Annotated in this window: 25 protein-coding genes and 1 tRNA gene; 11 read left to right on the top strand and 15 right to left on the bottom strand. The window is 49.7% G+C overall.

Annotation, left to right across the window (positions count from 1 at the left end; genetic code table 11):
* A partial coding sequence (locus tag BOC67_RS17640) for a hypothetical protein (protein ID WP_291911975.1) occupies nt 1–225 on the bottom strand: 225 nt, incomplete at its 3' end.
* Between BOC67_RS17640 and BOC67_RS17635 the strand changes: the two genes are divergently transcribed.
* Nucleotides 199–747, top strand: coding sequence for a hypothetical protein (locus BOC67_RS17635; RefSeq protein ID WP_291911974.1), 549 nt, complete (start codon nt 199–201; stop codon nt 745–747). The genes BOC67_RS17640 and BOC67_RS17635 overlap by 27 nt on opposite strands.
* Before the next feature lie 60 nt (nt 748–807).
* On the opposite strand, the gene BOC67_RS17630 is transcribed toward BOC67_RS17635, so the two are convergent.
* The 5 genes from BOC67_RS17630 to BOC67_RS17610 form a co-directional block, all read right to left on the bottom strand.
* Complete coding sequence (locus BOC67_RS17630; RefSeq protein ID WP_291911973.1) at nt 808–1,896, bottom strand: glycoside hydrolase family 43 protein; 1,089 nt, start codon at nt 1,894–1,896, stop codon at nt 808–810.
* Between the two features lie 167 nt (nt 1,897–2,063).
* Nucleotides 2,064–2,477, bottom strand: a complete 414-nt coding sequence (locus BOC67_RS17625) for a DUF3592 domain-containing protein (protein ID WP_291911972.1) — start codon at nt 2,475–2,477, stop codon at nt 2,064–2,066.
* A gap of 1 nt (nt 2,478) precedes the next feature.
* Nucleotides 2,479–2,880 carry a DUF3592 domain-containing protein gene (locus BOC67_RS17620; protein WP_291911971.1) on the bottom strand — a complete coding sequence of 134 codons (402 nt, stop codon included), beginning with the start codon at nt 2,878–2,880 and terminating at the stop codon, nt 2,479–2,481.
* 114 nt (nt 2,881–2,994) lie between these two features.
* The gene (locus BOC67_RS17615; protein ID WP_291911970.1) at nt 2,995–4,608 is read right to left on the bottom strand and encodes a RagB/SusD family nutrient uptake outer membrane protein; all 1,614 of its coding nucleotides are present in this window, start codon (nt 4,606–4,608) and stop codon (nt 2,995–2,997) included.
* Between the two features lie 18 nt (nt 4,609–4,626).
* A complete protein-coding gene (locus BOC67_RS17610; RefSeq protein ID WP_291911969.1) occupies nt 4,627–7,635 on the bottom strand; it encodes a TonB-dependent receptor in 3,009 nt (1,002 codons plus the stop codon).
* Nucleotides 7,636–8,033: 398 nt separating this feature from the next.
* Here BOC67_RS17610 and BOC67_RS17605 point away from each other — a divergent pair, with 398 nt between their 5' ends.
* The 3 genes from BOC67_RS17605 to BOC67_RS17595 all read left to right on the top strand — a co-directional run bounded on the left by BOC67_RS17605 (nt 8,034) and on the right by BOC67_RS17595 (nt 9,800).
* Nucleotides 8,034–8,471 (top strand): SRPBCC family protein, encoded by a 438-nt coding sequence (locus tag BOC67_RS17605; RefSeq protein WP_291911968.1) that lies wholly within the window; start codon nt 8,034–8,036, stop codon nt 8,469–8,471.
* 114 nt (nt 8,472–8,585) lie between these two features.
* Nucleotides 8,586–9,173 (top strand): dihydrofolate reductase family protein, encoded by a 588-nt coding sequence (locus BOC67_RS17600; RefSeq protein ID WP_291911966.1) that lies wholly within the window; start codon nt 8,586–8,588, stop codon nt 9,171–9,173.
* 33 nt (nt 9,174–9,206) lie between these two features.
* Complete coding sequence (locus BOC67_RS17595) at nt 9,207–9,800, top strand: dihydrofolate reductase family protein (RefSeq protein ID WP_291911965.1); 594 nt, start codon at nt 9,207–9,209, stop codon at nt 9,798–9,800.
* 13 nt (nt 9,801–9,813) lie between these two features.
* Here BOC67_RS17595 and def read toward each other — a convergent pair whose 3' ends face one another.
* From def to BOC67_RS17580, 3 genes are all read right to left on the bottom strand, one after another.
* Complete coding sequence (def, locus tag BOC67_RS17590; RefSeq protein WP_291911964.1) at nt 9,814–10,386, bottom strand: peptide deformylase; 573 nt, start codon at nt 10,384–10,386, stop codon at nt 9,814–9,816.
* A 71-nt stretch (nt 10,387–10,457) separates the two neighbouring features.
* On the bottom strand, nt 10,458–11,024 hold the full coding sequence (locus BOC67_RS17585) for a Crp/Fnr family transcriptional regulator (protein ID WP_291911963.1): 567 nt from the start codon (nt 11,022–11,024) through the stop codon (nt 10,458–10,460).
* Between the two features lie 22 nt (nt 11,025–11,046).
* The gene (locus BOC67_RS17580; protein WP_291911962.1) at nt 11,047–11,469 is read right to left on the bottom strand and encodes a MarR family transcriptional regulator; all 423 of its coding nucleotides are present in this window, start codon (nt 11,467–11,469) and stop codon (nt 11,047–11,049) included.
* 47 nt (nt 11,470–11,516) lie between these two features.
* Between BOC67_RS17580 and BOC67_RS17575 the strand changes: the two genes are divergently transcribed.
* The 3 genes from BOC67_RS17575 to BOC67_RS17565 all read left to right on the top strand — a co-directional run bounded on the left by BOC67_RS17575 (nt 11,517) and on the right by BOC67_RS17565 (nt 15,620).
* On the top strand, nt 11,517–13,781 hold the full coding sequence (locus BOC67_RS17575; RefSeq protein WP_291911960.1) for an excinuclease ABC subunit UvrA: 2,265 nt from the start codon (nt 11,517–11,519) through the stop codon (nt 13,779–13,781).
* Between the two features lie 172 nt (nt 13,782–13,953).
* Complete coding sequence (locus tag BOC67_RS17570; RefSeq protein WP_291911958.1) at nt 13,954–14,820, top strand: AraC family transcriptional regulator; 867 nt, start codon at nt 13,954–13,956, stop codon at nt 14,818–14,820.
* A gap of 62 nt (nt 14,821–14,882) precedes the next feature.
* The gene (locus BOC67_RS17565) at nt 14,883–15,620 is read left to right on the top strand and encodes an SDR family oxidoreductase (RefSeq protein WP_291911957.1); all 738 of its coding nucleotides are present in this window, start codon (nt 14,883–14,885) and stop codon (nt 15,618–15,620) included.
* A gap of 227 nt (nt 15,621–15,847) precedes the next feature.
* Here BOC67_RS17565 and BOC67_RS17560 read toward each other — a convergent pair whose 3' ends face one another.
* On the bottom strand, nt 15,848–16,618 hold the full coding sequence (locus tag BOC67_RS17560; protein WP_291911956.1) for a hypothetical protein: 771 nt from the start codon (nt 16,616–16,618) through the stop codon (nt 15,848–15,850).
* Between the two features lie 218 nt (nt 16,619–16,836).
* Between BOC67_RS17560 and BOC67_RS17555 the strand changes: the two genes are divergently transcribed.
* Entirely contained in the window at nt 16,837–18,270 is a 1,434-nt protein-coding gene (locus BOC67_RS17555; RefSeq protein WP_291911955.1) for a S41 family peptidase, read from the top strand.
* Nucleotides 18,271–18,439: 169 nt separating this feature from the next.
* Nucleotides 18,440–18,826: a nuclear transport factor 2 family protein gene (locus BOC67_RS17550; protein ID WP_291911954.1), complete on the top strand. Its 387-nt coding sequence runs from the start codon at nt 18,440–18,442 to the stop codon at nt 18,824–18,826.
* 154 nt (nt 18,827–18,980) lie between these two features.
* Here the strand turns inward: BOC67_RS17550 and BOC67_RS17545 are convergent, their stop codons facing one another.
* Nucleotides 18,981–19,808 (bottom strand): alpha/beta hydrolase family protein, encoded by an 828-nt coding sequence (locus tag BOC67_RS17545; protein ID WP_291911953.1) that lies wholly within the window; start codon nt 19,806–19,808, stop codon nt 18,981–18,983.
* Between the two features lie 84 nt (nt 19,809–19,892).
* Here BOC67_RS17545 and BOC67_RS17540 point away from each other — a divergent pair, with 84 nt between their 5' ends.
* A complete protein-coding gene (locus BOC67_RS17540; protein ID WP_291911952.1) occupies nt 19,893–20,303 on the top strand; it encodes a helix-turn-helix domain-containing protein in 411 nt (136 codons plus the stop codon).
* 348 nt (nt 20,304–20,651) lie between these two features.
* Here the strand turns inward: BOC67_RS17540 and BOC67_RS17535 are convergent, their stop codons facing one another.
* From BOC67_RS17535 to BOC67_RS17520, 4 genes are all read right to left on the bottom strand, one after another.
* On the bottom strand, nt 20,652–20,993 hold the full coding sequence (locus BOC67_RS17535) for a hypothetical protein (protein ID WP_291911951.1): 342 nt from the start codon (nt 20,991–20,993) through the stop codon (nt 20,652–20,654).
* 248 nt (nt 20,994–21,241) lie between these two features.
* Nucleotides 21,242–22,258 carry a site-specific integrase gene (locus tag BOC67_RS17530; protein ID WP_291911950.1) on the bottom strand — a complete coding sequence of 339 codons (1,017 nt, stop codon included), beginning with the start codon at nt 22,256–22,258 and terminating at the stop codon, nt 21,242–21,244.
* A gap of 263 nt (nt 22,259–22,521) precedes the next feature.
* Nucleotides 22,522–22,594 (bottom strand) — tRNA-Lys (locus tag BOC67_RS17525).
* A gap of 90 nt (nt 22,595–22,684) precedes the next feature.
* Complete coding sequence (locus BOC67_RS17520; RefSeq protein ID WP_291911949.1) at nt 22,685–23,461, bottom strand: MBL fold metallo-hydrolase; 777 nt, start codon at nt 23,459–23,461, stop codon at nt 22,685–22,687.
* 144 nt (nt 23,462–23,605) lie between these two features.
* On the opposite strand from BOC67_RS17520, the gene BOC67_RS17515 reads away from it, so the two are divergent.
* On the top strand, nt 23,606–25,903 hold the full coding sequence (locus BOC67_RS17515) for a family 20 glycosylhydrolase (RefSeq protein ID WP_291911948.1): 2,298 nt from the start codon (nt 23,606–23,608) through the stop codon (nt 25,901–25,903).
* Nucleotides 25,904–25,922: the final 19 nt, after the last annotated feature.

The following is a 25,922-nucleotide window of genomic DNA, read 5'->3' as shown; positions in this document are numbered from 1 at the left end:
AATTAAAACTGAACGGCTTGAGTCCAGTACAATACCGAACTCAAGCCGCTTAATCAAAAAAGCCGTCCAAACTTTTGGGTTCACTTCACGTTCAGGGGCGGCTTTTTCTTTTTGGGGCTGACTGATATACTCCGTGATACTGGTATAAAAGTTATACCAATTTACGCCTAGCTTTGTGTCAGCAAAAAAATCAGGGCTATGAACAACGCAATAGAGCAACTGCAAATGAAGGACGCTCATTTTCAGCGCACCTATGCTTCGCACGTGGCGGTGCATATGCTGGATCCGCAAACCATTACCCATGGCCTGAACGACTCCCCGGTGGGTATGCTGGCCTGGATACTTCAACGTTGGAAAAAGTGGAGTGACCAGTCTGTAGATTTTGAGTCGGTATTTACTAAAGATGATATTATCACGTTCGCGATGATCTATTGGGTAAACGCATCCATTGGTAGTTCTATCCGTGCTTATTCCAATGCCAGCCGTTACCCCTGGAAGCCGTCCCACGACAGGCAACCTGTAGTGGAAGCGCCTGCCGGTTTTACATTCCTTGCAGGGGATGCCTATCCGCCAATGGCTACCGCGGAAAACCGGGTAAGTTTGTTTACCAACGGGCCGCTTGCAAGCCATTTTAATACTGTTTATGCGAAGGCTTATGCTAAAGGCGGGCATTTTGGGGCATGGGAGCATCCGGAGGCGTATATTGAAGGAATCAGGGATACTTTTAAATTGATTCAGCATAAATAACCACTTCAAGAGAAGCGGCTGTAAAAAAACTGCGCCTTTTTACAAGGCGCAGTTTTTTTATTAGTCAATAAATGCGCTCATGGGTTGAATGGAGCCGTCCGCGTTGTATTGCAGCGGCAGGACTTTCACATTCCGCAAATGCGTTTTGCCGGAGAGCTGGGTGTCGTGATAGAAGAGGTACCATTTACCGCCCACCTCTACAATGGAGTGATGGGAAGTCCATCCATCCACCGGTTTCAGGAGCAATCCTTTGTACACGAATGGGCCGTAGGGGTGATCGCCGATGGCGTAGACCAGGTTATGGGTATCTCCCGTGGAGTAGGAGAGGTAGTACTTGTTATTGTATTTATGCAGCCATACGGCTTCGAAGAAGCGTTTGTCGTTTTCTTTTTCGGTGAAGAGCTTGCCGGTGCTGTCTACGATTTTTACTTCGCGGACCGGTTCGGCGAGGGACAGCATGTCCTTTGAGAGCCTGGCGACGCGGGGCAGGAAGGCGGTTTCCTCCGGCTTTTTGAGCTGCGCCGTTGAGTCGTACCGGTTATTGTTCCAATGCTGAAGTTGTCCGCCCCAAATGCCGCCGAAATAGAGGTAGGAGGCGCCATCATCGTCCGTGTACACGCAGGGATCGATACTGTACGTGCCTTTGATAGGCGTAGGTTCCGCTTTGAAAGGCCCTGCAGGGGAAGTACCGGTGGCCACGCCTATACGAAAAATGCCGTCCTTGTCCTTAGCGGGGAAGTAGAGGTAATACTTTCCGTTGGCGAAGGCGGCATCCGGGGCCCAGAGTTGGCGGCTGGCCCAGGGAACGTCCTTGAGGCTGAGGGCTACGCCGTTGTCCGTCACTTTGCCGCCGATGGAATCCATGGAGAGGATGCGGTAGTCCATCATCTGGAAATGATCGCCGTTATCATTCTCCGGCGCGCCGGTGGCGGTGTCGTGCGAGGGGTAGATGTAGATTTTCCCGTCGAAGACGTGCGCGGAAGGGTCTGCCGTGTAGATGTGCGATACCAGTGGTTGGGAGGCATACTTTTTTTCCGGAGTGGCTGGTTTTTCCTCTTTGGTTTCAGTTTTGCCCGGGGCGCCGCAGTGGGCCATGGCCAGGCACAGGAATGCGCTCATTCCCCATGCGGTGAATTTGTGCTTTAACATAGAAGATTGATTTAATGAATATCCCCTGACGTCAGGATAGCTGGACGTGATGTGCAGGGACATACACAACAGGCTACTTTAACGCGGAATATTCTGTTCGATAACGTGTTTAAAAATCAGACTTTATGGGTCGTTGCAACCAAAGATATAAAAATAGCCGGGATATTTTAAACGCCTATATATCCCCGGAGCAGGAAATAGCCTGCGCCGATCAGCAGGAGGTCTACCGCGAGTGCCAGCAGGCAAAGCGGCGCTCCAAAAATGCGCCAGGTGCTGAGGTATTGCGCGGTTTCCGGCTTTGCCGGGTCGAAGATAAAGTGGACCATTTGCCCGACCTGATATTTTTCAGGCCCATAGCCGGTGGAGGACCGGTAGGTAATTATGCCGTGGCCGGTGGTAGGGATTTCGAATTTCGGGTAATAGACGGTGACGCCTTCCTGGTCGCAGTGTTCGTCCAGCTTTATGACTTTGCCCATGGCTCTTTCCGCCTTTCGTGCAAAGTTCAGTTTACGTTGGAGTTCTTTTATGCCTGCTACTAACAGTAATGCGCCTACGAGTAAGAATATGGCATACAGGATCATACTATACAGCTTGTTGGGTGATTGGATGGAGGAAAAGGTAGCCGGCGCCGATGATGACCAGGGGGATGCCGATGGCCATGCAAACGATCGTCCAGTTGAATATCCAGAAATAGCTGATCATACGCGGACTTTCCGGGTGCAGCGGATCGTACAGGAAGAAGGCTTCTTCGCCTACTTTCCAGGTAGAGGGCTTAGTGGCGGTCGGGTGGCGGTAGGTAATCGTTTGGCCGCCGGACGTTTGAATGCTGAAGATGGGTGAGTAAGCCCCGTCGGTTTCCTCCAGGGAGATGACCATCCCGGTGACGGGTTGGCTGCGGCGGACGAAGTCCAGCGACTGCCGGAGCAGGTGAATGGATATGCCCAGTAATATTAGCCCGGTTAACAGCGATAATTTATACCACATGGATTTTGTTTGAAATGGGTTACGGATTCAAATATAAGTAATAAATCATGGCGGGTATGTAACGAAAAAACCCTGCCTTAAAAGCAGGGTTTTTTCGTATAGGCATTGAAGTGATCAATACCCTGGATTTTGTCCAAACTCATTCACTGTTCTGTCTATCTGATCCTGCGGGATCGGGCGCAGCACGTGCGTAGGTTTAATGTTGGCGCGGGCTTCATCGTTGTGGAGGCGCACCCTTTCAATCAGTTTGTGGGTTCTGACGAGGTCGAACCAGCGGAGCTGTTCGCCTACGAGTTCCCGGCCCCTTTCATCCAGGAGGAAGTCGATGTTCATGTTAGCGGCGCTTACTTTCATGGCATTGCGGTGGGCCAGCGTTTCCGCATCTGTTGGGCCTACCCGTGCGGCCCGGAGGCGTACCACGTTGACGAGGTCCGCTGCGGCCTGCGCATCGCCCTGCATCAGCATGGCTTCCGCCTGGATCAGGTAAGTTTCCGCGAGGCGGAAGGAAATAAACGGACGTACGCCGGAGGCCTGGTTATCAGGGCGGAGGGCGTCCGCGAACTTATTGAGGGAAGGGTAGAGTTTTTCGGTGTACAGGCGGGGCGGTACCAGCATGTATTTTTTGCTGGCGATTTCCGTGGCGGATACATCATAACCCGGGAGGTACACGGCCGTATCGCCCATTTTGAGGGTGGCGGTAGGCGCGTTGGTGTACCAAACGGTGGTGAAGAATTTTTCGTAGCGGGTATCATGCACACGGTCCTTGTAGAGGGTATCGAGCAGGAAGCGGGTAGGGCGGAAGCGCTTCCAGGGCGTACCGTTGGCGAGGTCGCGTTTCATGCCGGGCAGCACGTCGTACTGCATGAGGAAGAAGCGGCAGGCGTTATTGTCGCTATAATTATACAGCGGATCAGTGGTGAATTGCGCTGCCCAGATGGTTTCGCTGTTGTTTTCCTTGCCCTGGGCCCATACCAGGCCCGGATCGTCCAGGAGTTTGAAGCCGTAATTTTTGATGACGAGGTCCGCGTATTTGGCAGCGTTGGCGTAGTCCGTTGGCTGCGCCTGCGGCGAGGACGCGCGGGTGAGGTACACCCTTGCGAGGAGGTGTTCCGCGGCGGGTTTGGTAGCGCGGCCCCATTCGGACTGTGTTGCCGGAAGGTCTTTTTCTGCATCCAGCAGGTCTTTGATCACGGCGTCATACACGGCGGAAAGGGAATCCCGGTGGGCCTCCCGGAGGATCTCCGTGTTTTCCTTCAGGCTGAGGGGAATGGCGCCGAACATTTCCATGAGGATAAAGTGATAATGGGCCCGGCAAAACTTGGCTTCCGCCACGCCTCTCGCTTTCGTGGCGCTGTCGAGGTCCGTGATTTTATCCGCGCGGGTGATGGCCACGTTGCAGGTGTTGAGGGTTTGGTAGAAGCTGTTCCAGACTTCGCGGACGTGGTCATAGCGGGAGTCCAGCTGGGAGGTGTACTGGCTGGTGAATTTGTAGTTGCCATCCGAGCCGTTGGTGATGATATCCGTACCGGTTTCAGTGAGGGTCATCCCCCGTTCGGAGCTGTAGAAGTTGCGCATGGACACGTAGGAGCCGTTTACCGCGGTAAGGAAGCCGGCTTTGGTATTATGGAAATTGTCCGTGGTGTTGGTCACTACCTTTTCGTCCAGCATTTTATTACAGGAGGCTGTAACCAGCAACAGGAGCAACATAGCGGGAAATATATTTTTCATACAGATTTTTTTAGAGCGTTAGAACTTCGCGTTAATACCGAATTGGAGCATCCAGGTGGCGGGTGCATCGATACCGATCACATTCACATCTTCCGGGTCTATACCTTTCCATTTCTGGCGGTAGGGCGCCAGGATGAGCGGTTGTTTTACGCCAACGGTAAAGCGGAGGTCCTGCATGGACCAGTTGCGGATAAGTTTATCCGGCATGGAATAGGCGAGCGTGATGTTGCGGATTTTGAAGAAGGAGCCGTCGAAATAGCTGAGCGACTGGTAGTTGCTGGGCCTTTCCTGGTTGGCGTTGGGCCGCGGGAAGTCGTTGGACGGCGTGGATGGCGTGTTATAAACTACGTTGAGGTTGTTATAACGGCCAAAGAGGGTATTGTAGTTGGAGTAGAAGTCGCTGCGGATCATGCTGCCCCAGCGTGCAAACGCTACGACGGACAGCTCAAAGCCTTTGTAGGAGAAGCGCTGCGTGGTACCGGCCTGCCATTTGGCTTCAGGGGAGCCGAGGATCTGGCGGTCGTTTTTGGCGTCGATGACGGTATCGCCGTTCACATCTTCCAGGCGGATTTCGCCGGGTTTAACGCCATAGCGGGCGGCCAGCGCGGCGTCCTTATCCTGCCAGATGCCGATCTTTTTGAAGTCGTAATACACGTAGGTGGGCTGGCCTACGAACCAGGCGTTGCCTACGTCCGCGGTTCTGCCATCGCCGAGGGAGAGAATCCGGGAGCGGTTGCGGAAGTAGTTCACATCCATTTTCCAGGAGAAGCCGTTCGGGTTATCGATCACGGTAGCGGATATACCGATTTCCAGGCCGCGGTTACGGCTGACGCCGAGGTTCATCAGCACCTGGTTGAAACCATTGCTGTAGGGCAGGGTTTGCGGCATGAGGAGGTCCGTGGTGCGTTGGTTATACCATTCGATGACGCCGGTGATGCGGCCGTTGAAAAGGCCGAAGTCGAGCCCGATATCCGCCGAGGTGGTAGTTTCCCAGGTCAGGTCCGGATTACGGAGTTCGGACGGAACATAGCCCAGTACGCCTTTGTTGCCAAAAGAATACGGAATCCTTTGCAGGGCGCCCTGGGTTGCATAGGGCGTAATACCGGTGTTGCCTATACGCCCGTAGCTGGCGCGGAGTTTCAGGTTGTCCAGTACGCTTTGGCCTTTCAGGAACTGCTCGTTGATAAGGTTCCAGCCCACGGCCACGGAGGGGAAGTAGCCCCATTTTTTACCCGGCGCAAAGCGGGAGGAGCCATCCGCGCGCATGGTGAGCGTGAGGAGGTAGCGGTCGTCGAAGCCGTAGTTGATACGGCCCATATAGGAGAGGATGGTCCAGGAGCTGAGGCTGCTGTTGAGCCCTGTTACGTTGAGCGCCTGGCCCAGGTTAAAGTACTGCTGGGATTCCACGGGGATGCCTCTCACGTTGGTACCGTCGATATCGGTGGTTTGCCGTTGTACGCTGTAAAGCCCGGTGACGCCTATATTATGTTTCTTCACCAGTTTATTATAGGTGAGGAGGTTTTCGATCGTATAGGCGATGACGTTAGCGTTGCTTTTAGCGGCCGTAGCGTCGCCACCGCCGATGAGCAGGTTGGTATTGTTTTTACCCTGGAATATGCCGTAGTTATAGGATTGTATATCCGGGCCCACGTTGAGGCGGTATTTGAGTCCGTCGACGATTTCTACTTCCCCGAACAGGCTGGTGAAAACGCGGAGCCGTTTCATGAGTTCCACGCGGTTGCCGCTGACGTAGTCCAGCAGCGGGTTAGGCTGTTGGCTGTCGCCCGTGGGGTAGGTGATGAGTTTTCCGTTCTCATCGTACGGCGCGGCGATGGGCAGCATTTTCAGCGCGTTGTCGATCCCGTTATACGTTTCCCCGTTGCGGAGGCTGTATGCGCCGAGCAGGCTGGCGCCCACTCTAACGCGGTTGCCTATACGCTGATCCAGCGCTACGTTGAAGTTATAGCGTTCGTAGTTCTGGAGTTTGAGTACGCCCTGGTCTTTGAAGTAACCGAGGCCAACGCTGTAGCGGGTGTTGTCCGAACCGCCGGAGACGTTCACGCCATGGTTGGTTTGGTAACCTTGTGAGATCATGAGTTTTTGCCAGTCAACGTCCACGCCTTTTTTGATGTTGGCGTATTCGGTGGCGTTAAAGATTTTTTGGTCGGAAGCATCCGGGTTGTTATCGTCGTACTTGCCGATGGTGCGGTTGGCTTCGCGGCGCATGTCGATAAAGCGGGCGGCGTTCATCATATCCGTTTCGCCGAGTTGGCGAACGATGCCGTAGGAGCCGCTGTAGGATACGACGGGCTTGCCTTCCTTACCCCGTTGTGTGGTAACGAGGATGACGCCGTTAGCGCCGCGGGAGCCGTAGATGGCGGTGGCGGAAGCGTCCTTGAGGATGTCCATGGATTGGATCACGCCGGTGCCGATGTCGTTCAGGCTGCCGGAGTAAGGAATACCATCCACTACGTAGAGCGGATCATTCTCAGCCCTGAGGGAGCGGGAGCCGCGGATGCGCACCTGTGGTTCATCCCCCGGTTTGGAGCTGTTGTTGATGACTTCCACGCCGGGTGCGCGGCCTTGCAGGGCCTGTTGCGGGTTGGTCACCGGCACGTCCTGGATGGCTTTGGCGCTGACGGAGGAGATGGCGCCGGTAACGTCTTTTTTCTTTTGCTGACCGTAGCCGACTACCACTACTTCGTCGAGTTTTTTACGGTCCTCGCCGAGGATAACGGACACGGCTGTACGACCTTTGACGGGTTCTTCGTGCGTGGCGAACCCGATGAAGGTAAATACGAGCGTGGCGTTGGCAGGGTCTGCCAGTTGCAGTCGGTAGTGCCCTTTTACGTCCGTTTGGGTGCCCGTGTTTTTGCCTTTAACGGCGACGGTTACTCCCACGAGGGGCGTTTGTTGCGCGTCCAGTACGTTACCTTCCACTGTAACGGGTTTGCCTTGACCGCGGGAAAAATGGTAGCATAGCAGGCATGCTATCAGACATAGATAACGTGGAAATGAATTTTTCATAACGTCAGATTTGGAATTTTAAAATGAACGGCCGGGTTCTGTTTCAGATTTTGGACTTATCAGTTATAGCTTATCAGTATAGAGCTGATTAGTGTTGCGTATCAGCTTTTAGTTTATCAGTTTTTTTAAATATGGTTTTTAAATACGGTTTTAAACGGGTTCACAGCTCAGGTTCTTCCGGGACAAAATAATGAAAATTCATCATTCTGCAATCGTTTGCAAATTTTTCTTGTAGGAGTCGTATATGCGTGGTAACATTCTTTCCGTCCAACAGACCCACAACAGTTGAAGAGTGCGACGCAAGGATGCTACATAGGAATCCTGCAGGCGACTACCTTAAAAAAATTATTCCATACCTGAGGTTTAATTTTTGAGGTATGGATTTCAAAAACTGAATTATGGAAAACAAAAATCTGATTGCGAAGGCGGAAGTCCGCATAGAGGCGGGCGTACAGGAAGTTTGGCGGGCGTTGACGGACCCTGCGACGATTCAGCAGTATATGTTTGGGACGACGGTGGAAACGGATTGGCAGGAAGGCAGCGCGATTGTGTGGCGGGGCGAATGGAAGGGGAAACCTTACGAGGACAAAGGAAAAATTACCGCGTTGCAGCCCGGGAAGCAGCTGCAGTACACGCATTTCAGCGGGGCGTCGGGGATGGAGGACAGCCCGGAGAATTACCACACGGTAACGATCCGGCTGGCGGCTGATGGGGAGCAGACGCGGGTGACGCTGGAGCAGGATGGCAATGCAACGGAGCAGGGGCGGGAGGAATCGGCAAAGAACTGGCAGATGATGTTGGATAGTATGAAGCGGGTGCTGGAAAAGGGCGGGTGATACAGGCGTTGACGTTAGGAGATTGACTGCGTCGCAAACACCACCTTAGATTGTCATTTTAGCCCAGCATTTGTTCAAAAATGCCGTCCTACATTTGGGATACAATTCTAAGCGATGCGAAAGTTAATCATGCAAATGTCGATATCCGCGGATGGTTTTGTAAGCGGACCAGATGGCCGGGCTGACTGGATCCACAAAGCTTCCGACGAAACGTCCAGGGCCTGGGCTGTGGCGCAATGCCGGGAGGCCGGCCTGATCATCATGGGCCGGAAGTCGTTCGAAATAATGGCGCCCTATTGGCCCACCGCCACCGGTCCGTTTGCCGCGCCCATGAACGAAACGCCAAAAGCCGTTTTTACGCAGCAGGGTTTTACCATCCCGGCTATACCTGCTGAAACGCCCGAGCAGGCGAAGGCCGCCGCGACGTGGACGGGTGCAAGGGTTTTGACCGGGGACCTGGCTACGCATGTCCGCCAATTGAAATCGGAACCCGGCAATCCTATCTATGCCGCCGGCGGCGCGGGTTTCATGCGCAACCTGATTGCGACCGGGCTAATTGACGAATACCGGTTGATCATTCATCCGCTGGTACTGGGCGCAGGGCTGCCGATCTTCAACGGACTTGCGCAGCCGCTGGACCTCAAGCTGGCGGACGTAAAAGCGTTTCCCGGCGGTATTGTAGCGCATACCTATCACGTTTAAAATTACCTTCCTAATCATCATAAACAGCAAAAAATGAGAAAGATTATAGTAATGTCTATGCTTACCCTGGATGGCGTTATGCAAGCCCCTGGTGGACCCGATGAAGATTTATCAGGCGGCTTCCAATTTGGCGGCTGGACGGCTTCCTATGGGGACGAGGATTTCGGCAAAATTATGCAGGAAGAACTCAAGCCGGCTGAGTACCTGCTGGGCCGGAAAACCTTTGATATTTTTGAATCTTACTGGCCCAACCATAACGACTTCTGGCCGGGAATTAACGCGGGTACGAAATACGTATTGTCTACCACCCGCGATCATTCCGACTGGAATAAGAGCGTTTTCCTGAAGGGCCTTTCTGATATACAGGCGCTGAAGCAAAGCGATGGCGGCGATATTCACGTATGGGGCAGCAGCGAACTGACGCAGCTGTTGTTGCAGCACGACCTGGTGGATGAGCTGCGTGTGAAAATTTATCCCCTGATCCTGGGCCAGGGTAAGAAGCTGTTTGAAAACGGCATTGCGCCGGCAGCGTTGAAACTGGTCAACAGCCAGGTAACGTCAAAAGGCGTGGTGGTGCTGAATTACAAGCGGGAAGGGAAAGTAGTGACGGGGAATATTACCATTTAGGGTATTCCCTTTTTTACGGGAACTTCATGGGATAACGCGGGGTGATTTGCCCTTTCATAATCCGTTGCAGTTTGGAGGCCATGAGCTTTCTGGCGAGCGGCTTCAGGTAATCCAGGTACAGGATGCCTTCCGTATGGTCGTATTCATGTTGTATCATACGGGCGGTAGCGCCGCTGAAGGTGCGGACCTGCTGTTCAAACTGCCCGTTGTAGTATTGGATGGTGATGGTCCATGGCCGTTTGACGGGGTATTGTAAGTTGGGGATGCTGAGGCATCCTTCTTCGTCTTCCCAGGCGTCCGCTGAGCGGGAAAGGATGGTAGCGTTGATAAAGGTTTCGGTGATGCCGGTATCGCCTGGCGCGAAATAGTCGCTGTGATCCGCTGCTTCGAAAGTAGACTGGCTGTCGACAATAAACAGGCGGATGGGAAGACCGATCTGCGGGGCGGCTAATCCGCATCCATTGGCGTTTTTCATGGTTTCCCACATGTCCGCAATGAGGGTGTTCAGCTGGGGGTAATCCCGGTCAATTTCGTGGCATGGCTGTTTCAGGATGCTATGGCCGTATGCCAGTATGGGTCGTTTCATGCTTTGGAATTTTGTGCTTTGAATTTTTTGCAAAGTTCCAAAGAATGAAAGTTGCAGGCAATGAACCTATGTTAACTAATTTGCCGGCGGATGCGGCTGAGGCCTTGCGGGGTAATGCCGATATAAGAAGCGACATATTTCAGGGGGATGCATTTGAGGATATCCGGCTGCTCGCGGAACAGGTTTAGATAACGCTCTTTGGCGGTATGTTTTAAGAGGGATAATTCTCTTTTGCTTTTGGAGAGGAATAATTTTTCCGCTACGTAGCGGCCTAAATAGTTGCCGGCCGTGGTTTGCGCGTAAACCTTCTGCAGGTCCGCATGGGAAATTTGCCAGACGGTGGTGGCTGTTAAAGCCTGCAATGCGTATTCAGACGGCGTTTGCGTGAGGAAGGAGTTGTAGGCGCAGGTGAATTCCTTATCAAAGCAGAAGTCGAATGTCAGTTCGTTTTCATCACCGGGGATGTAGTAGCGGATGATGCCTTTTTCGACAAAGGAGAGGTAGTTTTCTGTTTCTCCCTGGCGGGTGATGATATCGTTTTTGGCAAATTCTCTTCGCTGGAAATGGGCGGCGATAAATTCCCATTCCGGTTCCCGCAGTTGGATGATGCGTTCGTAATATTCCCTGATATAGCCCATGGTGCGAAGGTACGAAGAATTCTTAAGCGTCCATATGCTGCATTAGTTTTGACAGGAGGGCAGTCAGGTTTTTTAGTTCCGTTTTGGTGAGGATTTTACCCGCTTTTTGTGCCACCCTGTCCCTGAAATTTTCCGAGTTATCTACAATGAACCTGCCTTTGTCCGTCACGCTGAGGTAGAATACCCGGCGGTCTTCTCCGGATTGCTCCTGTTCGATAAGGTCGTTGGCGATAAGAAATTTTAGCTGTCGCGAGATGGCAGGTGCGCTGATGCCAAAGGCTTTCGCCACTTGTTTACCGGTGCACCGGTCGTGTCGGTAGACGTATTCGATGATATTATAGTGGGTGGCTGTTACCCCGTTGATCTCGCCTTTTTGCATATTAGCCAGCATGAAGCATTGCAAATCTGTAAATACTTCATAAAATTTTTTCCGTGTGTGGTCCATATTTTGCTAATACTTAACTTTGTTAACTATTAGCAAAATTAACGAATATGAAGCAGATTACCATCACTCATGCGAGGCAAAATAATCTGAAGAACATTTCAGTTGCAATACCGAAGAACAAGATAGTGGTTTTCACGGGCGTATCCGGCTCGGGGAAGTCGTCCCTTGTATTTGAGACGATTGGCGCGGAGGCGCAGCGGCAGTTCAACGAAACGCAGGGCAGTTTTTTGAGGAACCGTTTGCAGCATATTGGCGTGCCGGATGTAGAGAAGATTGAAAACCTGAATGTGCCGATCATCATCAACCAGAAGCGGCTGGGAGGCAGTGCGAGGTCGACCGTGGGGACGGCCACGGATGTATATGCCTCTCTGAGGCTGCTGTTTTCCAGGATGGGGAAGCCTTTCGTCGGGTATTCGAATGTGTTTTCGTTTAATAACCCGGTGGGAATGTGTCCTGCTTGCGAGGGGTTGGGATTTGTGCAGACGGTGAATGTGGATGCGTTGATTGACCGGGGGAAGTCGCTCAACGAAGGCGCGATCCGGTTTCCCACGTTTCAGCCGGGCGGTTGGCGGCTGACGCGATATACGTTATCCGGCTATTTTGATAATGATAAACCATTGAAGGACTATTCCGCGGAGGAGCTGGAAATGCTGTTGCACGCCCCGGAGCATAAACCGAAGCGGCCGCATAGGGAGTGGGGGAAGACGGTGAAGTACGAAGGGGTGATACCGCGGATAGAAAAAGCGTTCCTGAAGAAGGAGTCCAGGGAAAACATCACGCGTAAGGAGGCGTTGAAACATGTTATTATTACCAGGAGCTGCCCGGCCTGTAACGGCAAGCGGCTAAACGAAGAAGTGCTGAGTTGCAAGATCAGGGGAATGGACATTGCGGATTGTGCGCGATTGTCCGCCGACGAGTTGCTGGCATTTGTAGCGTCCCTGGACGCCGGCGCCTATGGCACTATTGTAGCGGAGCTGAAGAAGAAGCTGCAACATATGATAGACATAGGGCTGCAGTACCTGACATTGGACAGGAGGACGGATACGCTTTCGGGTGGTGAGAGTCAGCGGATAAAGATGGTTAAGAACCTTGGCAACAACCTGACGGACCTGCTGTATATTTTTGACGAGCCCAGCATAGGGTTGCATCCGAAGGACCTGCAACATATTGCTGCGATCATCCGGCGGATCAGGGATAAGGGGAATTCGGTACTGATGGTGGAGCATGATCCGGACCTTATCCGGATCGCGGATTGGGTGATTGACATGGGGCCATTGTCCGGCAAGCATGGAGGGGAGATTGTGTATGAGGGGACGTTTGAGGGGTTGAAGCATTCGACGGGAAAAACAGGTCAGTACTTTGCGCAGCAGCCAAGGGCCAGGTACAGCCGGCGGCGGGCAGATGGCTACCTGGAGATAAAGAACGCCCATTTGCATAATCTTAAAAATGTCAGCGTAAAAATTCCGCGGAAAGTATTAACGGTGGTTACCGGCGTTGCCGGTTCCGGGAAGAGTACGCTTATTAATAAAGTACTGCCAACGATTTACCCGGAGGTAACGATTATTGACCAGTCGTTATCCGCCATGGGCGTACGAAGCAACCTGCTTACCTATCTCGGGCTGTCAGATGATCTGCGGGGGCGGTTTGCGAAAGCCAACCATGTTTCTGCGAGGTTATTCAGCAGGAACAGTGAGGGCGGCTGTGAGAACTGCCGGGGCACGGGCGTTGAGCGGATAGACCTGGCATTTATGGACGATATAGAGCAGCCCTGTGAAGTATGCGGCGGTTCGGGATTTAAGCCGGAAGTGCTGCAATACCATTATCGCGGCAGGAACATTTTACAGGTAATGGACATGACGGTGGAGGAAGCAATGGCGTTCCTGCCGGATGAATTATACGCCGGGGCGTTTGAGATGTTGTGTAGACTGGGGCTGAGTTACCTTAGCCTGGGGCAGCGGTTGGACAGCTTTTCAGGCGGCGAGCGGCAGCGGCTAAAATTGACCAGGGAGCTGCAGCATCGCAATAAAATCATTGTGCTGGATGAGCCGAGTACAGGGCTGCATCCCAGCGATACGCAGCTATTGCTGGATTTTATGGATGCGTTGGTAGATCAGGGGAATACTTTGATTGTGATTGAACATAACCTGGATGTGATTACCCATGGGGATTGGATTATTGACATAGGCCCGGGTGCGGGGAAGTATGGTGGGGAAGTGTTGTTTGAGGGGACGGTGGAGGAGATGTTGAAGCGCGGGGAAACTGCGACGGGCGAGGGGGTGAGAAGGCATTTGGGAATGGAGAGGAAGATTTAAGGGCGGGGACACAGATATTTTCCGGGGGAAATTAATATCTTAGAAGGGCAGTTTTAACCCTTATGATTGTCGGCCGGATGTCCAATGCTTTGATACCGCTCATGGGTTCCAACCTCGCCAGCTATCTTTTTACGACATTTTATCCAGGCAGCAGGGGTTTAAAAATCGAACTATGCAGGAACATAAAGGAAAAGGTACACAAGAGGAGGAGCTGGGGATAAAAGTCCGGTCTAACGACCATCCTTACCAGCCGGCGGACCCGCGGAAGAACATGCTGGAGCCCCGCAAACTGGCTGCTTATTTTATCGTATTCATTGAAAGTGGCACCGTTACCTACAACCTGGAGTTGCAGGATTACACCCTTACAGACGGGCGCCTGCTCTTTGCGGCGCCTAATCAAATATTTACGCCGCCGGTGAAAACCGCCGATCTGAAATATTTCAAACTGCTGTTTGATGAGAATACGCTGGCCTTGCTGCCACAGTCTTTCCCGTTTTTGGTCAACCCGCTAAACAACCCGGTCATCGCGCTGGATGCTGCGGTGAAAGAAAGAGTGGTAAAGGTTTTTGAAATTTTAAACCAGGTATTATACGCGGACAAACATGAAACCGACACGGAAATCACATTAGCCTATTTGAACCTGTTGCTTTCTGAGTTGAACAGCGCCTATTTTAAGAACAAACGCCCCGCTGGTATTTTAAATGCCAACCTGTCAAAGTTTATTGAATTCAAATTAGTGGTGGAAACTTCCCTTACGGAGCAGCCTTCCATCAACGCGATTGCTGAAAAATTAGCATTATCTACCAATAGCCTGTACCGCATTGTAAAAGAATATGCCGGCACCTCGCCCAAGGATTATTTCATTAACCGCCTGATGGCGGAAGCCCAGCGGAAACTGCGTTATTCCAATATTTCCATCAAGGAACTGGCCTATGAGCTGGGCTTTAACGATCCTGATTATTTCTCCAGGCTCTTCAAAAAAAGCACCGGGAAGAGCGCCAGTGAATTTTTACCCCGGCAGGATTTGTCGGGTGAATAAACGGATTTGTCCATTCCCGCCTGTTAAGGCCCTGCTACTTTTGCCATATAAAATTCACAGACATGAAATATGCATTAGTAACGGGCGCCAACAAAAGCATCGGTTTTGAAGTGGCGCGCCAGCTGGCACGGGAAGGAATATACGTGTACCTTGGCAGCAGGAATATAGTCAGCGGCCGGGAAGCCGCGGATACCTTGAAAGCGGAGGGATTAGAGAACGTAGCGCCTGTACAGCTTGACATTACGGACGATGCATCCGTTGCGAAAGCCCGTCAGGCAATAGGAGCGGAAACCCAGGTGCTGGACATCCTGGTCAATAATGCAGGCATTTTTGGCGGATACCCTCAAACGGCGGTGCAGGCAACGATAGACCAGTTTAAGGCCACCTATGACGCGAATGTTTTTGGCGCTGTGCGGGTTACGCAGGCATTTATTGATTTAATGAAGAATTCCCCGGCGCCCCGGATTGTAAATGTAAGTTCCAGTCAGGGTTCCCTTACGCTTCATAGTGATCCCGGCTATAAGTACTACGATTACAAAGCGGCGGTGTATCTTTCCTCCAAATCGGCCCTGAATATGTACACGGTGGTTTTGGCGTATGAGTTTAAGGATACGCCCTTCAAAATCAACGCGGTTTGCCCTGGTTATACGAAAACGGATTTCAACGGACATCGTGGGCCGGGAACGGTGCCGGATGCGGGCAGGCGGGTGGTGAAATATGCGTTGATTGATGAGAATGGTCCTACGGGGAAATTTTTTAGTGAGGAGAATAATGCGGAGACGGGGGAGATACCGTGGTAGTGGGGGAATTAAACCATAGTCAGCTCTTTTTCTTTATAAAGCCTGCTCCTGGCGCGGGCTTTATGAATTTCGACCTGGTAAGGTTTGTTTGAAAAAGGAGGTTTGAGGTGATGAGGACAAAGCTCGCGGATATTGCGAGCTTTGTTACAAATGTTTTCTTGAAAAAGGAGCTTTGAGGCGATGCGAACAAAGCTCGCGGTCACTGCGAGCTTTGGTATAAATCATCTTTACCACCTGTATTCTTTCAGGCTTACCAATCCGCTTGTATTGATTTGCCCCAGGTTGGAGCGGGTATTAAACGGAGGATCCAAATAGAGTTTCTCCAGTTTGCTCAGCCCGGTAACATAGATTTTAGTTAACGGGTTGCGGTCCAGGTCGACCAGCACAAGCTGCGGATAGGGTCTGAGGTCCAATTCAGTAATGAAATTATTATGGAGGTCAAGGTGTTTCAGTTCCGGCGCCTGACCGATCTTAAAATCGCTGATCTGGTTGCGGAAAAGCTGCACCATTTCGAGCTTTGGTTTATTCCTTAAATCGATCCGCTGCAATTTATTCACGTTAATCCGGATATCCCGTAGATTGGTAAGGCCTGTCAAATCCAGCATGGACAGTTGGTTGTTATCCATCAGTATCTCCTCCAGGTTGACGCATCCTTTTACTTTCAACTGCGTAGTTTCACCATCCACGCCAAAAATATATTTCAAATTTTGCATGCCTTCCAGGTCTACCGTCTTGATCTTATTATCATAGAATAAAAAGTTTTCAAGATTGGTGAAGTGCTTTATACCGACTACGGAAGTGATACCGTGATTACCTACGTCCAGTTTCTTGACGTTAGCAACTTCGGACTTCTGAATATTGCCGTCATTGTTGGTGTCAAGGCCAAGTTCGATGAGGGCTGCCTTGAAATTTTCGTCAGGGAAAGTGAGTGTTTGCGCTTGAATGTTCATCACACCGAAAGGCAGCAGCAGTGTGAGGAGGGATAATGGCTGGGGCATGGTCGGGGTACCTGTTGTTGAAATGGCTGCACGTATAGTTCATCGTGGGTTCTACAATACTTTGCGTAAAAGTACGAAATAGGTTGGTTATATAGGTGGCTATAAATCAATTTTTTTTCGGGCCGGGTATCCCGGGACCCAAGATCCCACCAGGATTATTTAAATATTTTCCCGAAAATTTATAAATTCGGTCCAACCAGCATAACCCGTTGTAACCTATGATTATCAAGAAGCTTTCATTATTTGTACCGGTCATCCTGTTTAGTCCGCTCCTCACGTTAGCCCAGTCAACATGCAATTGTGAGCGTAGCTTTAAATGGGTAAGGGAAACTTTCGAAAAGAACGATGCCGGGTTTGAATACGGCATGCAGCAAAAAGGGGTGGCGGCCTATGAGGAGCACACCCGCAACATCCTGGCTAAGGTCAAAAAGACGACCGACAAGGAACAGTGCGCTGCCATCATGCGGGAGTGGCTACGTTTCTTCAGAAAAGGCCATCATGGTATTATTCCCGTATATAATTCTCCCGCCGCGCCCGTTGCCGGTAGCAGCGCTGCTCCGGAGGTACTGTCGCTTTCGGAGGAACAGGTGAAGCAGCGGATAGCCAATGCGCCGGTTGCTTCATTTGAAGGGATATGGACAACGGCCACGTATAAAATAGGTATCGTCAAAGACGGCGGAGGTTATAAAGGAGTGATCCTCGCCTCCGGCAACCAGGCGTGGAAGCCGGGCGATGTGAAATTGAGTATCGCTGCGGATAGTGCCGGCGTTTTTTACATGGGGGATTTCTCTCCAAATAAATTTGAGAAAGCGATCCTGTTAGGAAAAAATACCTTACAGCTGGCAAATGTATTCCTGAAGCGGCAGTACCCTGTTTTCCAGGAAGGCGACGCCACATTGCTATATGCCAGGGAAATGACAGCCAGCGCGCCTTTCATGCAGCAGGTATCGGATAAAACGGTACTTTTCCGGATCCCTACTTTTGAAAGATATGCCAAGGGGGCTATTGACAGCCTGTTGAAAGCGAATGACGCGCTCCTGAAGCGTACGGAGAACCTGGTGATTGATATCAGGGGAAATGGAGGCGGGTCCGATGTGAGCTACTATGGCATCCTTCCGTTGATTTACACCAACCCGGTGCGCTCCGTTCATACAACGTTCCTGTCTACGCCGCTGAACAACAGCCGGATGGAAGGCTTCCTTTCCATTCCCGGGCTTCCCGAAAGCGATAAAGCGGAGGTGGAAGCGGCGCTCAAGGCGCTCCGGGAACATCCGAACCAGTTTGTCAACCTGAACAACGGGAAGATAGTGGATGAATTAAAACTCGATACCATTTTCCCATTCCCTAAAAATGTGGCGATCATTATCAACGATCAGAATGGCAGCACGTCAGAAGAATTCCTGCTGGCGGCCAGGCAAAGCAAGAAGGTGAAGCTGTTCGGGACTACCACGCAGGGCGTGCTGGATATCTCGAATACCTACACGGTGGAGTCGCCGGACAAACAGTTCAAGCTCGTTTACGCGCTCTCCAAGAGCCTGCGGATACCGGATTTTGCGATTGACGGAAAAGGTATCATGCCGGATTATTACATGGACAAGAGTATTCCGGATGCGGAGTGGCTGAACCATGTTACCCGGATACTTGAGCAGTAGGGCCATTGCGCGTTTATGCGACATGGCGTTAGCGTACCTTGATGGCTGTTTTTGCGCCTATATGCTGATGACCTGCCTTCTTTGACTTTCACAATGATTCCTTTGATAACACCAACTGCCTAACAACAGGGGGCTTTAGCTTTGTATCATCAAAAAAATGATATACCATATGAAAGCTCAAGCAAACAACGTTGGCGTAGAAGATGAAAAACAGCTGATCCTGCGCACGCTGCACAACTATCTGTACGGGCGTCCGGCTCTTGACATCGAGCGGCTCCGGGCAGCATTTCACCCCGGTGCCTACATCAGGACTGTGATTGACGGAAGGCTGGTTCAATGGACGCTGCCGCAATACCTGGACCTGGTAGCCAAGGCAACCCTGCAGGAATGCCAGCCACAACTGCTGTCCTATAGCTGGGATGGAGATACCGGGTCTGCGCAGGTGCAATTGACCTTTGACACCTTTCGGTTCATTGACCGGTTTAACCTGGTAAAGTTAGATGGGAGCTGGTTGATTGTGGATAAGGTTTCCTACCGTATCGTTGATAATTTTTAACCTAAAACAGTAAAGCCGCTTGAATTAAGCGGCTTTGATTTTCTTTCTGTGAACCTTATGGTACAAAACCCGAACCTTTTCATTCCCGATTTAAAAGAATTAGCTGATATTAAGGATATAGCTTAATAGATAAAAATTCAGAGTTAGCATATTGTTAGATCTTGATATGCTGTTTGAAATATATAAAATGGTATTCAATGGACTTGCTCCAATATGCTGTATTGTGGTTACCTGGCTGACTGATATAAGTCGCCGGAATTTTCAAACTGTCGGTTAACGATTTTAATTTTTCAGAGTTTAGATATAAGATATCTTCCGTTCCACAGTCAAAAATGAACGGCTTTTTGAAATTGGGATTTTGCTTTAATAAAGTTGATATGCTGTATTTGTTCCAATCTTCTTTTTGGGGATCGCCGATTTTTTTTATCAAATCATCAGTCATCCTGTTTGTCTGCCAAAACTGTTGGCTAACTTTCTGAAAATTCGTGTAATCGATTTCCAAAGCTCCACTTGTAGAGCCTGCCGTATTAAAATAGCCGGGATGTAAAATAAAATTCCTTAAGGCGCCGTAACCACCCATACTCAAACCGCTTATAAAAATATTCCTTTCATCAATGTTGAACGACTGATGAACTTTTGGCACTAACTCTTTAAAGAAAAAATCTTCGTATCGTGAACCTTTGTTTATAGGGCTGTTGATGTAGTAAGATGTAAAACCATCAGGTGTAATAATGATAAATCCGTATTGGTCGGCCAATTTTTGCAGTGCTACTGTTTGTTCCCATTGTTTATAGTTTTCGCTATATCCGTGTAGAAGATAAACCAAAGGAAATTTTTCGGTTTTGTTGTATGTTTTGGGTTTGAAGATTAAAATGGTGTCAGGTTTTGTTAAATACCCTGATCTTAAAGTCCATTTTTCCTGTGCCTGCAGTGAAAGGCTTATCGCGAAAAAGCCAATCAGTATAAATAACGCCCTGTTCATATTTTTGTAATTTTATACAAAATTCAGCAAGCATTTTGGTCCGTGCAATGACGAACAAAATTGTGAGCCTTTAAAGTGATAGCTATGCGCAAAGAAAATTCGACCAATGCAATTAATGAACAGTTCTTGTTTCAGGTCTGCGAGTTAAATTCAGCAATTGCCATGATTAGCGGCCGTTGGAAATCACAAATTGTTTATTCCATTTCACAAGGGAATAACCGCTTTCATTTGATTAAAAAAGAATTGCCCAACCTTTCTGAACAGGTTTTGGGCAGGCAGCTTAAAGAGTTGGAAAAACACGCTATAATCATTAGAAAAGAAATCCCAGGAACTATTCCTGTAGGAATAGAGTATGTATTGACTAATAAAGGCCGTGATTTGGTTCCGATTTTGACAAGCCTATGTGAATGGGGAAAAACCTATGAATCCGGTAAAGAGATTTCGGTTTGCCCGTCTGGATTAGGGCAGGAAGGATATCCTATCAAAACCCTATAAATCTCTCATTGGGATTTTCATAAGGTATGGAGACTCCAAACGGTATGGTGTATAAGGCTGAAAGTAAAAAGGTTCAATCAATTTGATGCCAATCTAATGATAGTCTTGGTGAGCACATCAATGCAGAGCCAGACTTGCGATTTTTGAGCCAACAATATGTTCAATTAAAAAGCCCCAGATATCTACTGAGGCTTTTTGTGATCCCGCTGGGAACACCTTTATCTTCGCAATGCCTTGTAAAATCTGTATTTGATAGTGGTGAGCACTTTTGCTAACCATAACGCTGACCTGATTACGTATAACTGTTATAGTCAGGAACAATGATAGGCAAATTTAAAGAATTAAAGTTTATAATATTCCGGGAAAATCCGCCCTAATCTTTTCAACCAATTTATTGTAGAGTTCATAGGAAAATTCCTTTTCTCGCTCCTTCGCAAAGCTTTTTTCAGTTAGCAGATGATAATTCTTCTTCAACTGATAGAACATAATCACTAAAAGCTGTTTAAATTTAATTTTAAAGTCTACAACTTTCTTATAATCATTCCCTTGTTGATCAATACAGCTCCCCACTTCCACCGAAAGAATATGACGCTCTGTATTCCCTCTTGTTACTCGTATCACACTCCAACCCGGCTCTTCAAACCATTTGATTCTAATCTCATCTTCATTATTCAATAATGCAAGTAACAAATTCTTGATATCATAAAATGGACTACTAAGTGCGCTGGAAATTACGATTTCATAAATGCTCCGTTGATATTAAGCAAAAATGTTGTCCAACCATGTTTGTGTAGAGTTAAAGAAAAGTCGATGTTATCATCCATGAAAGCTCGCCATTTGACCTCAAATATAAATAATCTTTAATTATTAAATTGATGTCAGAAATTACGAAGCTCGGTGTAGTCAGCTATGTTTTGGTAACACCAAAACGCTTTTTGTCATACCGGCAATTTCCTTGTGATAGGCGTTATATCGCTATTACTGTTTACTGGCAATAAACGGCCATATAATTGACAATACGGGCTATTCTTATAACGCTCAATTATCTCCAGTGCAATAGGTAGAAGCGGCACACGCTCCGGGGTTAGGGTTTTCGCTCTTTCCTTTACTATCCATTTTTCACCATCAATACCCGTAATAATGTTGTCTGTCGTAAGATGCAGTACATCAGTGTAAGCATAGCCGGTAAAACAGCAGAACAGGTAAATATCACGTACTTCAGCCAATCGCGGGATAAGTTCCTTGTTATACAAGGTCATAATTTCATCCATTGTGAGCCGCTCCCGTTGCGGGTCTATATAGCTACACTTAAAGCCGCCCAAAGGATTAGCGGGCAACCAGCCCTGATCTACAGCGAGTTTGAGCATTTGTTTTAAAATCTTCACGTATTTCATGGCAGTGTTACTGCCCATTATTTCAGTAGTAGTGAGATAATGCTCAAAATCCGGAGCAAATGAAAATGTGATTTCCTCCAATAGCTTGTCAGATACGTGAAAATAGTGCTTCAGGAACGCTACTACCTTGTCTTTAGTGATCTCAAAGCGTTTGAGCGTTCTCGCTGATTTGGTCTTTGCCTTTACCTTCTCCCCAAATCGCCTGTTATAGAAGTCTATAGCTTCACATAATGTCCTTTTATGCTGTATAATACCCAGAAAGGAATTTTTCAGAGCCTGCGCTGTTGCTGGCTTTCCGCTTGTCACCAATAGGCTGTAATGCTTCTGTAGATCAGCTTTTAAGGCTACCAGCCTGCGGTTGATGGCTTTAACTTCTTCGGAGTTTCCGTTCACACATTGGCCTTCCGCGTTCCATGATTCAGGGCTTACATACTGATAGGTGGAGAGTTCGGCGCGTTTGTTTCCTACAGTCAGACGGAGATAGATAGCGGGTTTGTTGTTTTTGCAGCGGCTCCTGTTAAGCCAGGGTAAGATAGAAAAACTTAAATGACCTTTCATCATAAAACACCTGTTTTAAGTTAACCAATTTTATTTCAACTTCACTTATCCTGACTTCACTTAACATTAGTCAAACACAATACAGATAAGCACTTCAGGTCAGTGTAGGTTAGCACAATTTAATAACTAATCTGCTAACCGCAACGCTCACTTTTCTATCCTTATTTAACTTTACAAAACTTTACGACAAAAAACAGAAAAGCCTTGTAGAATCTGATTCTACAAGGCTTTAATTACATAAGAGTATTTATTTTTACTCTTGGTAGTGATCCCGCTGGGACTCGAACCCAGGGCCCATACATTAAAAGTGTATTGCTCTACCAACTGAGCTACGGAATCTTTCCCGTTAGGGGAGTGCAAAAGTAGAAAATATTTTATCTCTACCAAATTTTTTATAAATTTTTTTTGTGGGAGATATAACGGCTACGGCTATACGTTGCTCGCGGAAATGCGATAGACGCCCGTTTCAGCATACCGGGAGGCCACCACAATTTCTGTTGGGGTGCCTTCTTCTGTAAATAGTCTATGCACCAGTTCCGGGTTATTATTGTCCTTGGAGAGGTGAGCCAGCAGGAGGTGCGACATATGCGCCGGCCTGTGCGCGCGGAAAAGTTCCAGCGCCTGTGTATTCGAGAGGTGCCCGTGCCCGCCGCGGATGCGGTTCTTCAGGAAGTAGGGATAACGCCCCTGTTCCAGCATCACTTCATCGTAATTGGCTTCCAGGAAGGCGGCATGGCATTGTTTGAAGTGGTGAATGAGCTGATCGCAGGGTACGCCGATGTCAGTAAAGACCCCGATGTTAACCCCGTGGGCGCTCACCATGAAACTATGCGGCTCGATCGCGTCGTGAAATTTAGGGAAGGCGGTGACCTGCAAATCCCCGATCGTCACCGGCTCAAAGGCGGTGAACCTGCGCACCAGCGCTTCGTGAATGTCCAGTCCTCCGTGCTGCATGGTGCTGGCGGTGATGTAGACAGGCAGTTGGTGTTTGCGGACCATCACGGGAATGCCCCGGATATGATCAATATGTTCATGCGATACAAAAATGGCGCGCACCTTGCTCATACTCAGCCCCAGCCTGGCCATGCGCTTCTCCGTTTCCCGGCACGAAATGCCCGCGTCCACCAGGATGGCGTCCGTATCGTTGCCGATATAATAACAGTTTCCGTTGCTGCCGGAGTTCAGGGAAGTAATGTAAAGTGACATGACATGCAAAGAAAATTCATTTTCCGCAATTCCGGAAATCTGCCGCCAAAGTCAATATAGTTGCAGCATTAGACAATATCGCACCATTGGCATCCTCAAAATTTGCTTTAATTTGCCGGATTGGATCATACTTAACGATAAACTATGCTTAGATCACTGAAGTTGACTGTACTTGCCGCAACCATGTACAGTACCACACTGATGGCGCAGGATGCAGATCCGGGGCGCTATCCGCTGATTCCCTATCCACAGGAGCTAACAGCCCGGCAGGGGGAATTTGTGGTAGGCAGGACTACGAATATTGTAAGCGCGAATGTTTTTGCTAATGAAGTAAAGCAGCTGCAACAGCTGATGACCACCTTCCTGGGTTATAAACTGCCGGTGTCGGCCAGGATAGGCGCCAGCAGCATTGTACTGGTGCAGGATAATGCAGTGAAAGGAGAGGAGGAGTACGAACTGGACATCACACCCAGCCGCATCACGCTTCGTGCCCGTACCGGCGCCGGCATTTTCCGCTGTATCCAAACACTTACCCAGCTGGTTCCACTGGCAGGGCATCCGGCAAACGAAAAGCTGAAGACCATTGCCTTCCCGGCCGCGGCCATCAAGGATCACCCGGTGTACGACTACCGGGGTATGCACCTGGACGTTGCCCGTCACTTCTTCTCCGTGAAATATGTGAAGAAGTTTTTAGATGTGATGGCGCTTTATAAGATGAATAAATTCCACTGGCACCTTACTGACGACCAGGGATGGAGAATAGAAATCAAAAAATACCCGCTCCTTACGGAAAAAGGCGCATGGAGAACTTACAATAATCAGGATTCTGTTTGTATAGAGAAATCCAAGGACAACCCGGATATGGCCCTGGACCAGGAACATGTCATCCAGCGCACCGGTCAGACGCTCTATGGTGGCTACTATACGCAGGCGGAAATCAAGGACGTTATCGCGTACGCCGCGGCGCGACATATCGAAATCATTCCTGAAATCGATATGCCGGGTCACATGATGGCGGCCATCAAGGCGTATCCTTTCCTGACCTGCGATAGCGAAAACGGCTGGGGAAAGACTTTCAGCACGCCTATCTGCCCTTGCGAGGAAACTACGTTCAAATTCGCGGAAGATATTTTCACGGAAATCGCCGCCCTCTTCCCTTCCAAATACATTCACTTGGGCGCGGACGAAGTGGAGAAGACCAGCTGGGCCAAATCCCCTGCCTGCGCAGCGGTGATGAAGGCTAACAACCTGAAAACCGTGGAGGAATTACAGAGCTACTTCGTGAAACGGATGGAGAAATTCTTTAATTCCAAAGGGAAGAAACTGATCGGTTGGGATGAGATACTGGAAGGTGGCGTGAGCCCTACCGCCGTGGTGATGTACTGGCGCTCCTGGGTGCCCAAAGCCCCTGTGGAAGCGGCTAAAAACGGTAACCGCGTAATCATGACGCCGGGTAACCCGCTGTACTTTGACGGTATCCCGGATAGAAATTCCATTTCCAACGTTTATCATTTTGATCCGGTACCGAAAGGCCTGACGGCAGCGGAAGCGGCCAATATCCTGGGCGCGCAGGCCAATATCTGGACGGAATGGATCCCTTCCGAAAAGCGGGCGGACTATATGTATATGCCCCGCATGACGGCTTTGGCGGAAGTGCTCTGGACGCATCAGCAACGGTACGATCATTACCTGGAACGGCTTACTTCCAGTTATGCGCTGCTCGACAGGATGGGCGTTAATTACCGCCTGCCGGACCTGGACGGGTTTGCCGGCGATAACGTGTTTGTGGACAAAGGCACATTGCAGGTGATCAAGCCGCTGGCCAATATGGCGGTGCATTACACCACGGACGGTTCCATTCCTACGCTGCAATCCCCGCTGCTGGAAGGAGCGCTGACCATCACCCAACCGGAGACCATCAAGTTATCGGCATTTTCGCCAACCGGTACCCGCGGGGATATTTATACCCTGAAATACCGTCAGCAGCACTACCTGAAGCCGGTGGCAGCCGCTGCTATGCAGGCGGGCCTGCAGCTTGGCATATACGAAGGCGCGTTTAAAAGCGCGACGAAAATCAAAGCCAAGGCGGATACAGTGGTAACGGTTACGAATGTAGCCATTCCCGAGGAGCTGGGCAAAGGCGGCAAAGCCTTCGGCGCTAAGCTGGACGGCTTCATCGAAGTGCCGGCTACCGGTATTTACAGCTTCTACCTCACCTGCGATGACGGCGGTATCCTTTATATCAGCGACGAGCAAGTGGTGAACAACGACGGCTGGCATGCGCCGGTACAAAAGAGTGGACAGGTAGCGCTGGAAAAGGGCCTGCATCCGATGCGGGTGGATTTTGTGGAAGGCGGCGGCGGTTATACGCTGAAGCTGGAATACAGCGTGAATGGCGGCAAGATACAGCCGGTGCCGGATAGCTGGTTCAAACGTAAATAACTTTTAGCATATAAGCTGA

It is taken from the genome of Chitinophaga sp. CB10 (genome assembly GCA_001870995.2).
Lineage (GTDB): Bacteria > Bacteroidota > Bacteroidia > Chitinophagales > Chitinophagaceae > Chitinophaga.
Note: the sequence above shows the minus strand (reverse complement) of the source record. Positions and strands in the feature narration are given on the sequence as shown.

Excerpts from the sequence above, each read along its gene's own strand:
- BOC67_RS17635 (WP_291911974.1), top strand. The coding sequence starts at position 199 with ATGAACAACGCAATAGAGCAACTGCAAATGAAGGACGCTCATTTTCAG.
- BOC67_RS17630 (WP_291911973.1), bottom strand. The coding sequence starts at position 1,896 with ATGTTAAAGCACAAATTCACCGCATGGGGAATGAGCGCATTCCTGTGC.
- BOC67_RS17625 (WP_291911972.1), bottom strand. The coding sequence starts at position 2,477 with ATGATCCTGTATGCCATATTCTTACTCGTAGGCGCATTACTGTTAGTA.
- BOC67_RS17620 (WP_291911971.1), bottom strand. The coding sequence starts at position 2,880 with ATGTGGTATAAATTATCGCTGTTAACCGGGCTAATATTACTGGGCATA.
- BOC67_RS17615 (WP_291911970.1), bottom strand. The coding sequence starts at position 4,608 with ATGAAAAATATATTTCCCGCTATGTTGCTCCTGTTGCTGGTTACAGCC.
- BOC67_RS17610 (WP_291911969.1), bottom strand. The coding sequence starts at position 7,635 with ATGAAAAATTCATTTCCACGTTATCTATGTCTGATAGCATGCCTGCTA.
- BOC67_RS17605 (WP_291911968.1), top strand. The coding sequence starts at position 8,034 with ATGGAAAACAAAAATCTGATTGCGAAGGCGGAAGTCCGCATAGAGGCG.
- BOC67_RS17600 (WP_291911966.1), top strand. The coding sequence starts at position 8,586 with ATGCGAAAGTTAATCATGCAAATGTCGATATCCGCGGATGGTTTTGTA.
- BOC67_RS17595 (WP_291911965.1), top strand. The coding sequence starts at position 9,207 with ATGAGAAAGATTATAGTAATGTCTATGCTTACCCTGGATGGCGTTATG.
- def (WP_291911964.1), bottom strand. The coding sequence starts at position 10,386 with ATGAAACGACCCATACTGGCATACGGCCATAGCATCCTGAAACAGCCA.
- BOC67_RS17585 (WP_291911963.1), bottom strand. The coding sequence starts at position 11,024 with ATGGGCTATATCAGGGAATATTACGAACGCATCATCCAACTGCGGGAA.
- BOC67_RS17580 (WP_291911962.1), bottom strand. The coding sequence starts at position 11,469 with ATGGACCACACACGGAAAAAATTTTATGAAGTATTTACAGATTTGCAA.
- BOC67_RS17575 (WP_291911960.1), top strand. The coding sequence starts at position 11,517 with ATGAAGCAGATTACCATCACTCATGCGAGGCAAAATAATCTGAAGAAC.
- BOC67_RS17570 (WP_291911958.1), top strand. The coding sequence starts at position 13,954 with ATGCAGGAACATAAAGGAAAAGGTACACAAGAGGAGGAGCTGGGGATA.
- BOC67_RS17565 (WP_291911957.1), top strand. The coding sequence starts at position 14,883 with ATGAAATATGCATTAGTAACGGGCGCCAACAAAAGCATCGGTTTTGAA.
- BOC67_RS17560 (WP_291911956.1), bottom strand. The coding sequence starts at position 16,618 with ATGCCCCAGCCATTATCCCTCCTCACACTGCTGCTGCCTTTCGGTGTG.
- BOC67_RS17555 (WP_291911955.1), top strand. The coding sequence starts at position 16,837 with ATGATTATCAAGAAGCTTTCATTATTTGTACCGGTCATCCTGTTTAGT.
- BOC67_RS17550 (WP_291911954.1), top strand. The coding sequence starts at position 18,440 with ATGAAAGCTCAAGCAAACAACGTTGGCGTAGAAGATGAAAAACAGCTG.
- BOC67_RS17545 (WP_291911953.1), bottom strand. The coding sequence starts at position 19,808 with ATGAACAGGGCGTTATTTATACTGATTGGCTTTTTCGCGATAAGCCTT.
- BOC67_RS17540 (WP_291911952.1), top strand. The coding sequence starts at position 19,893 with ATGCGCAAAGAAAATTCGACCAATGCAATTAATGAACAGTTCTTGTTT.
- BOC67_RS17530 (WP_291911950.1), bottom strand. The coding sequence starts at position 22,258 with ATGATGAAAGGTCATTTAAGTTTTTCTATCTTACCCTGGCTTAACAGG.
- BOC67_RS17520 (WP_291911949.1), bottom strand. The coding sequence starts at position 23,461 with ATGTCACTTTACATTACTTCCCTGAACTCCGGCAGCAACGGAAACTGT.
- BOC67_RS17515 (WP_291911948.1), top strand. The coding sequence starts at position 23,606 with ATGCTTAGATCACTGAAGTTGACTGTACTTGCCGCAACCATGTACAGT.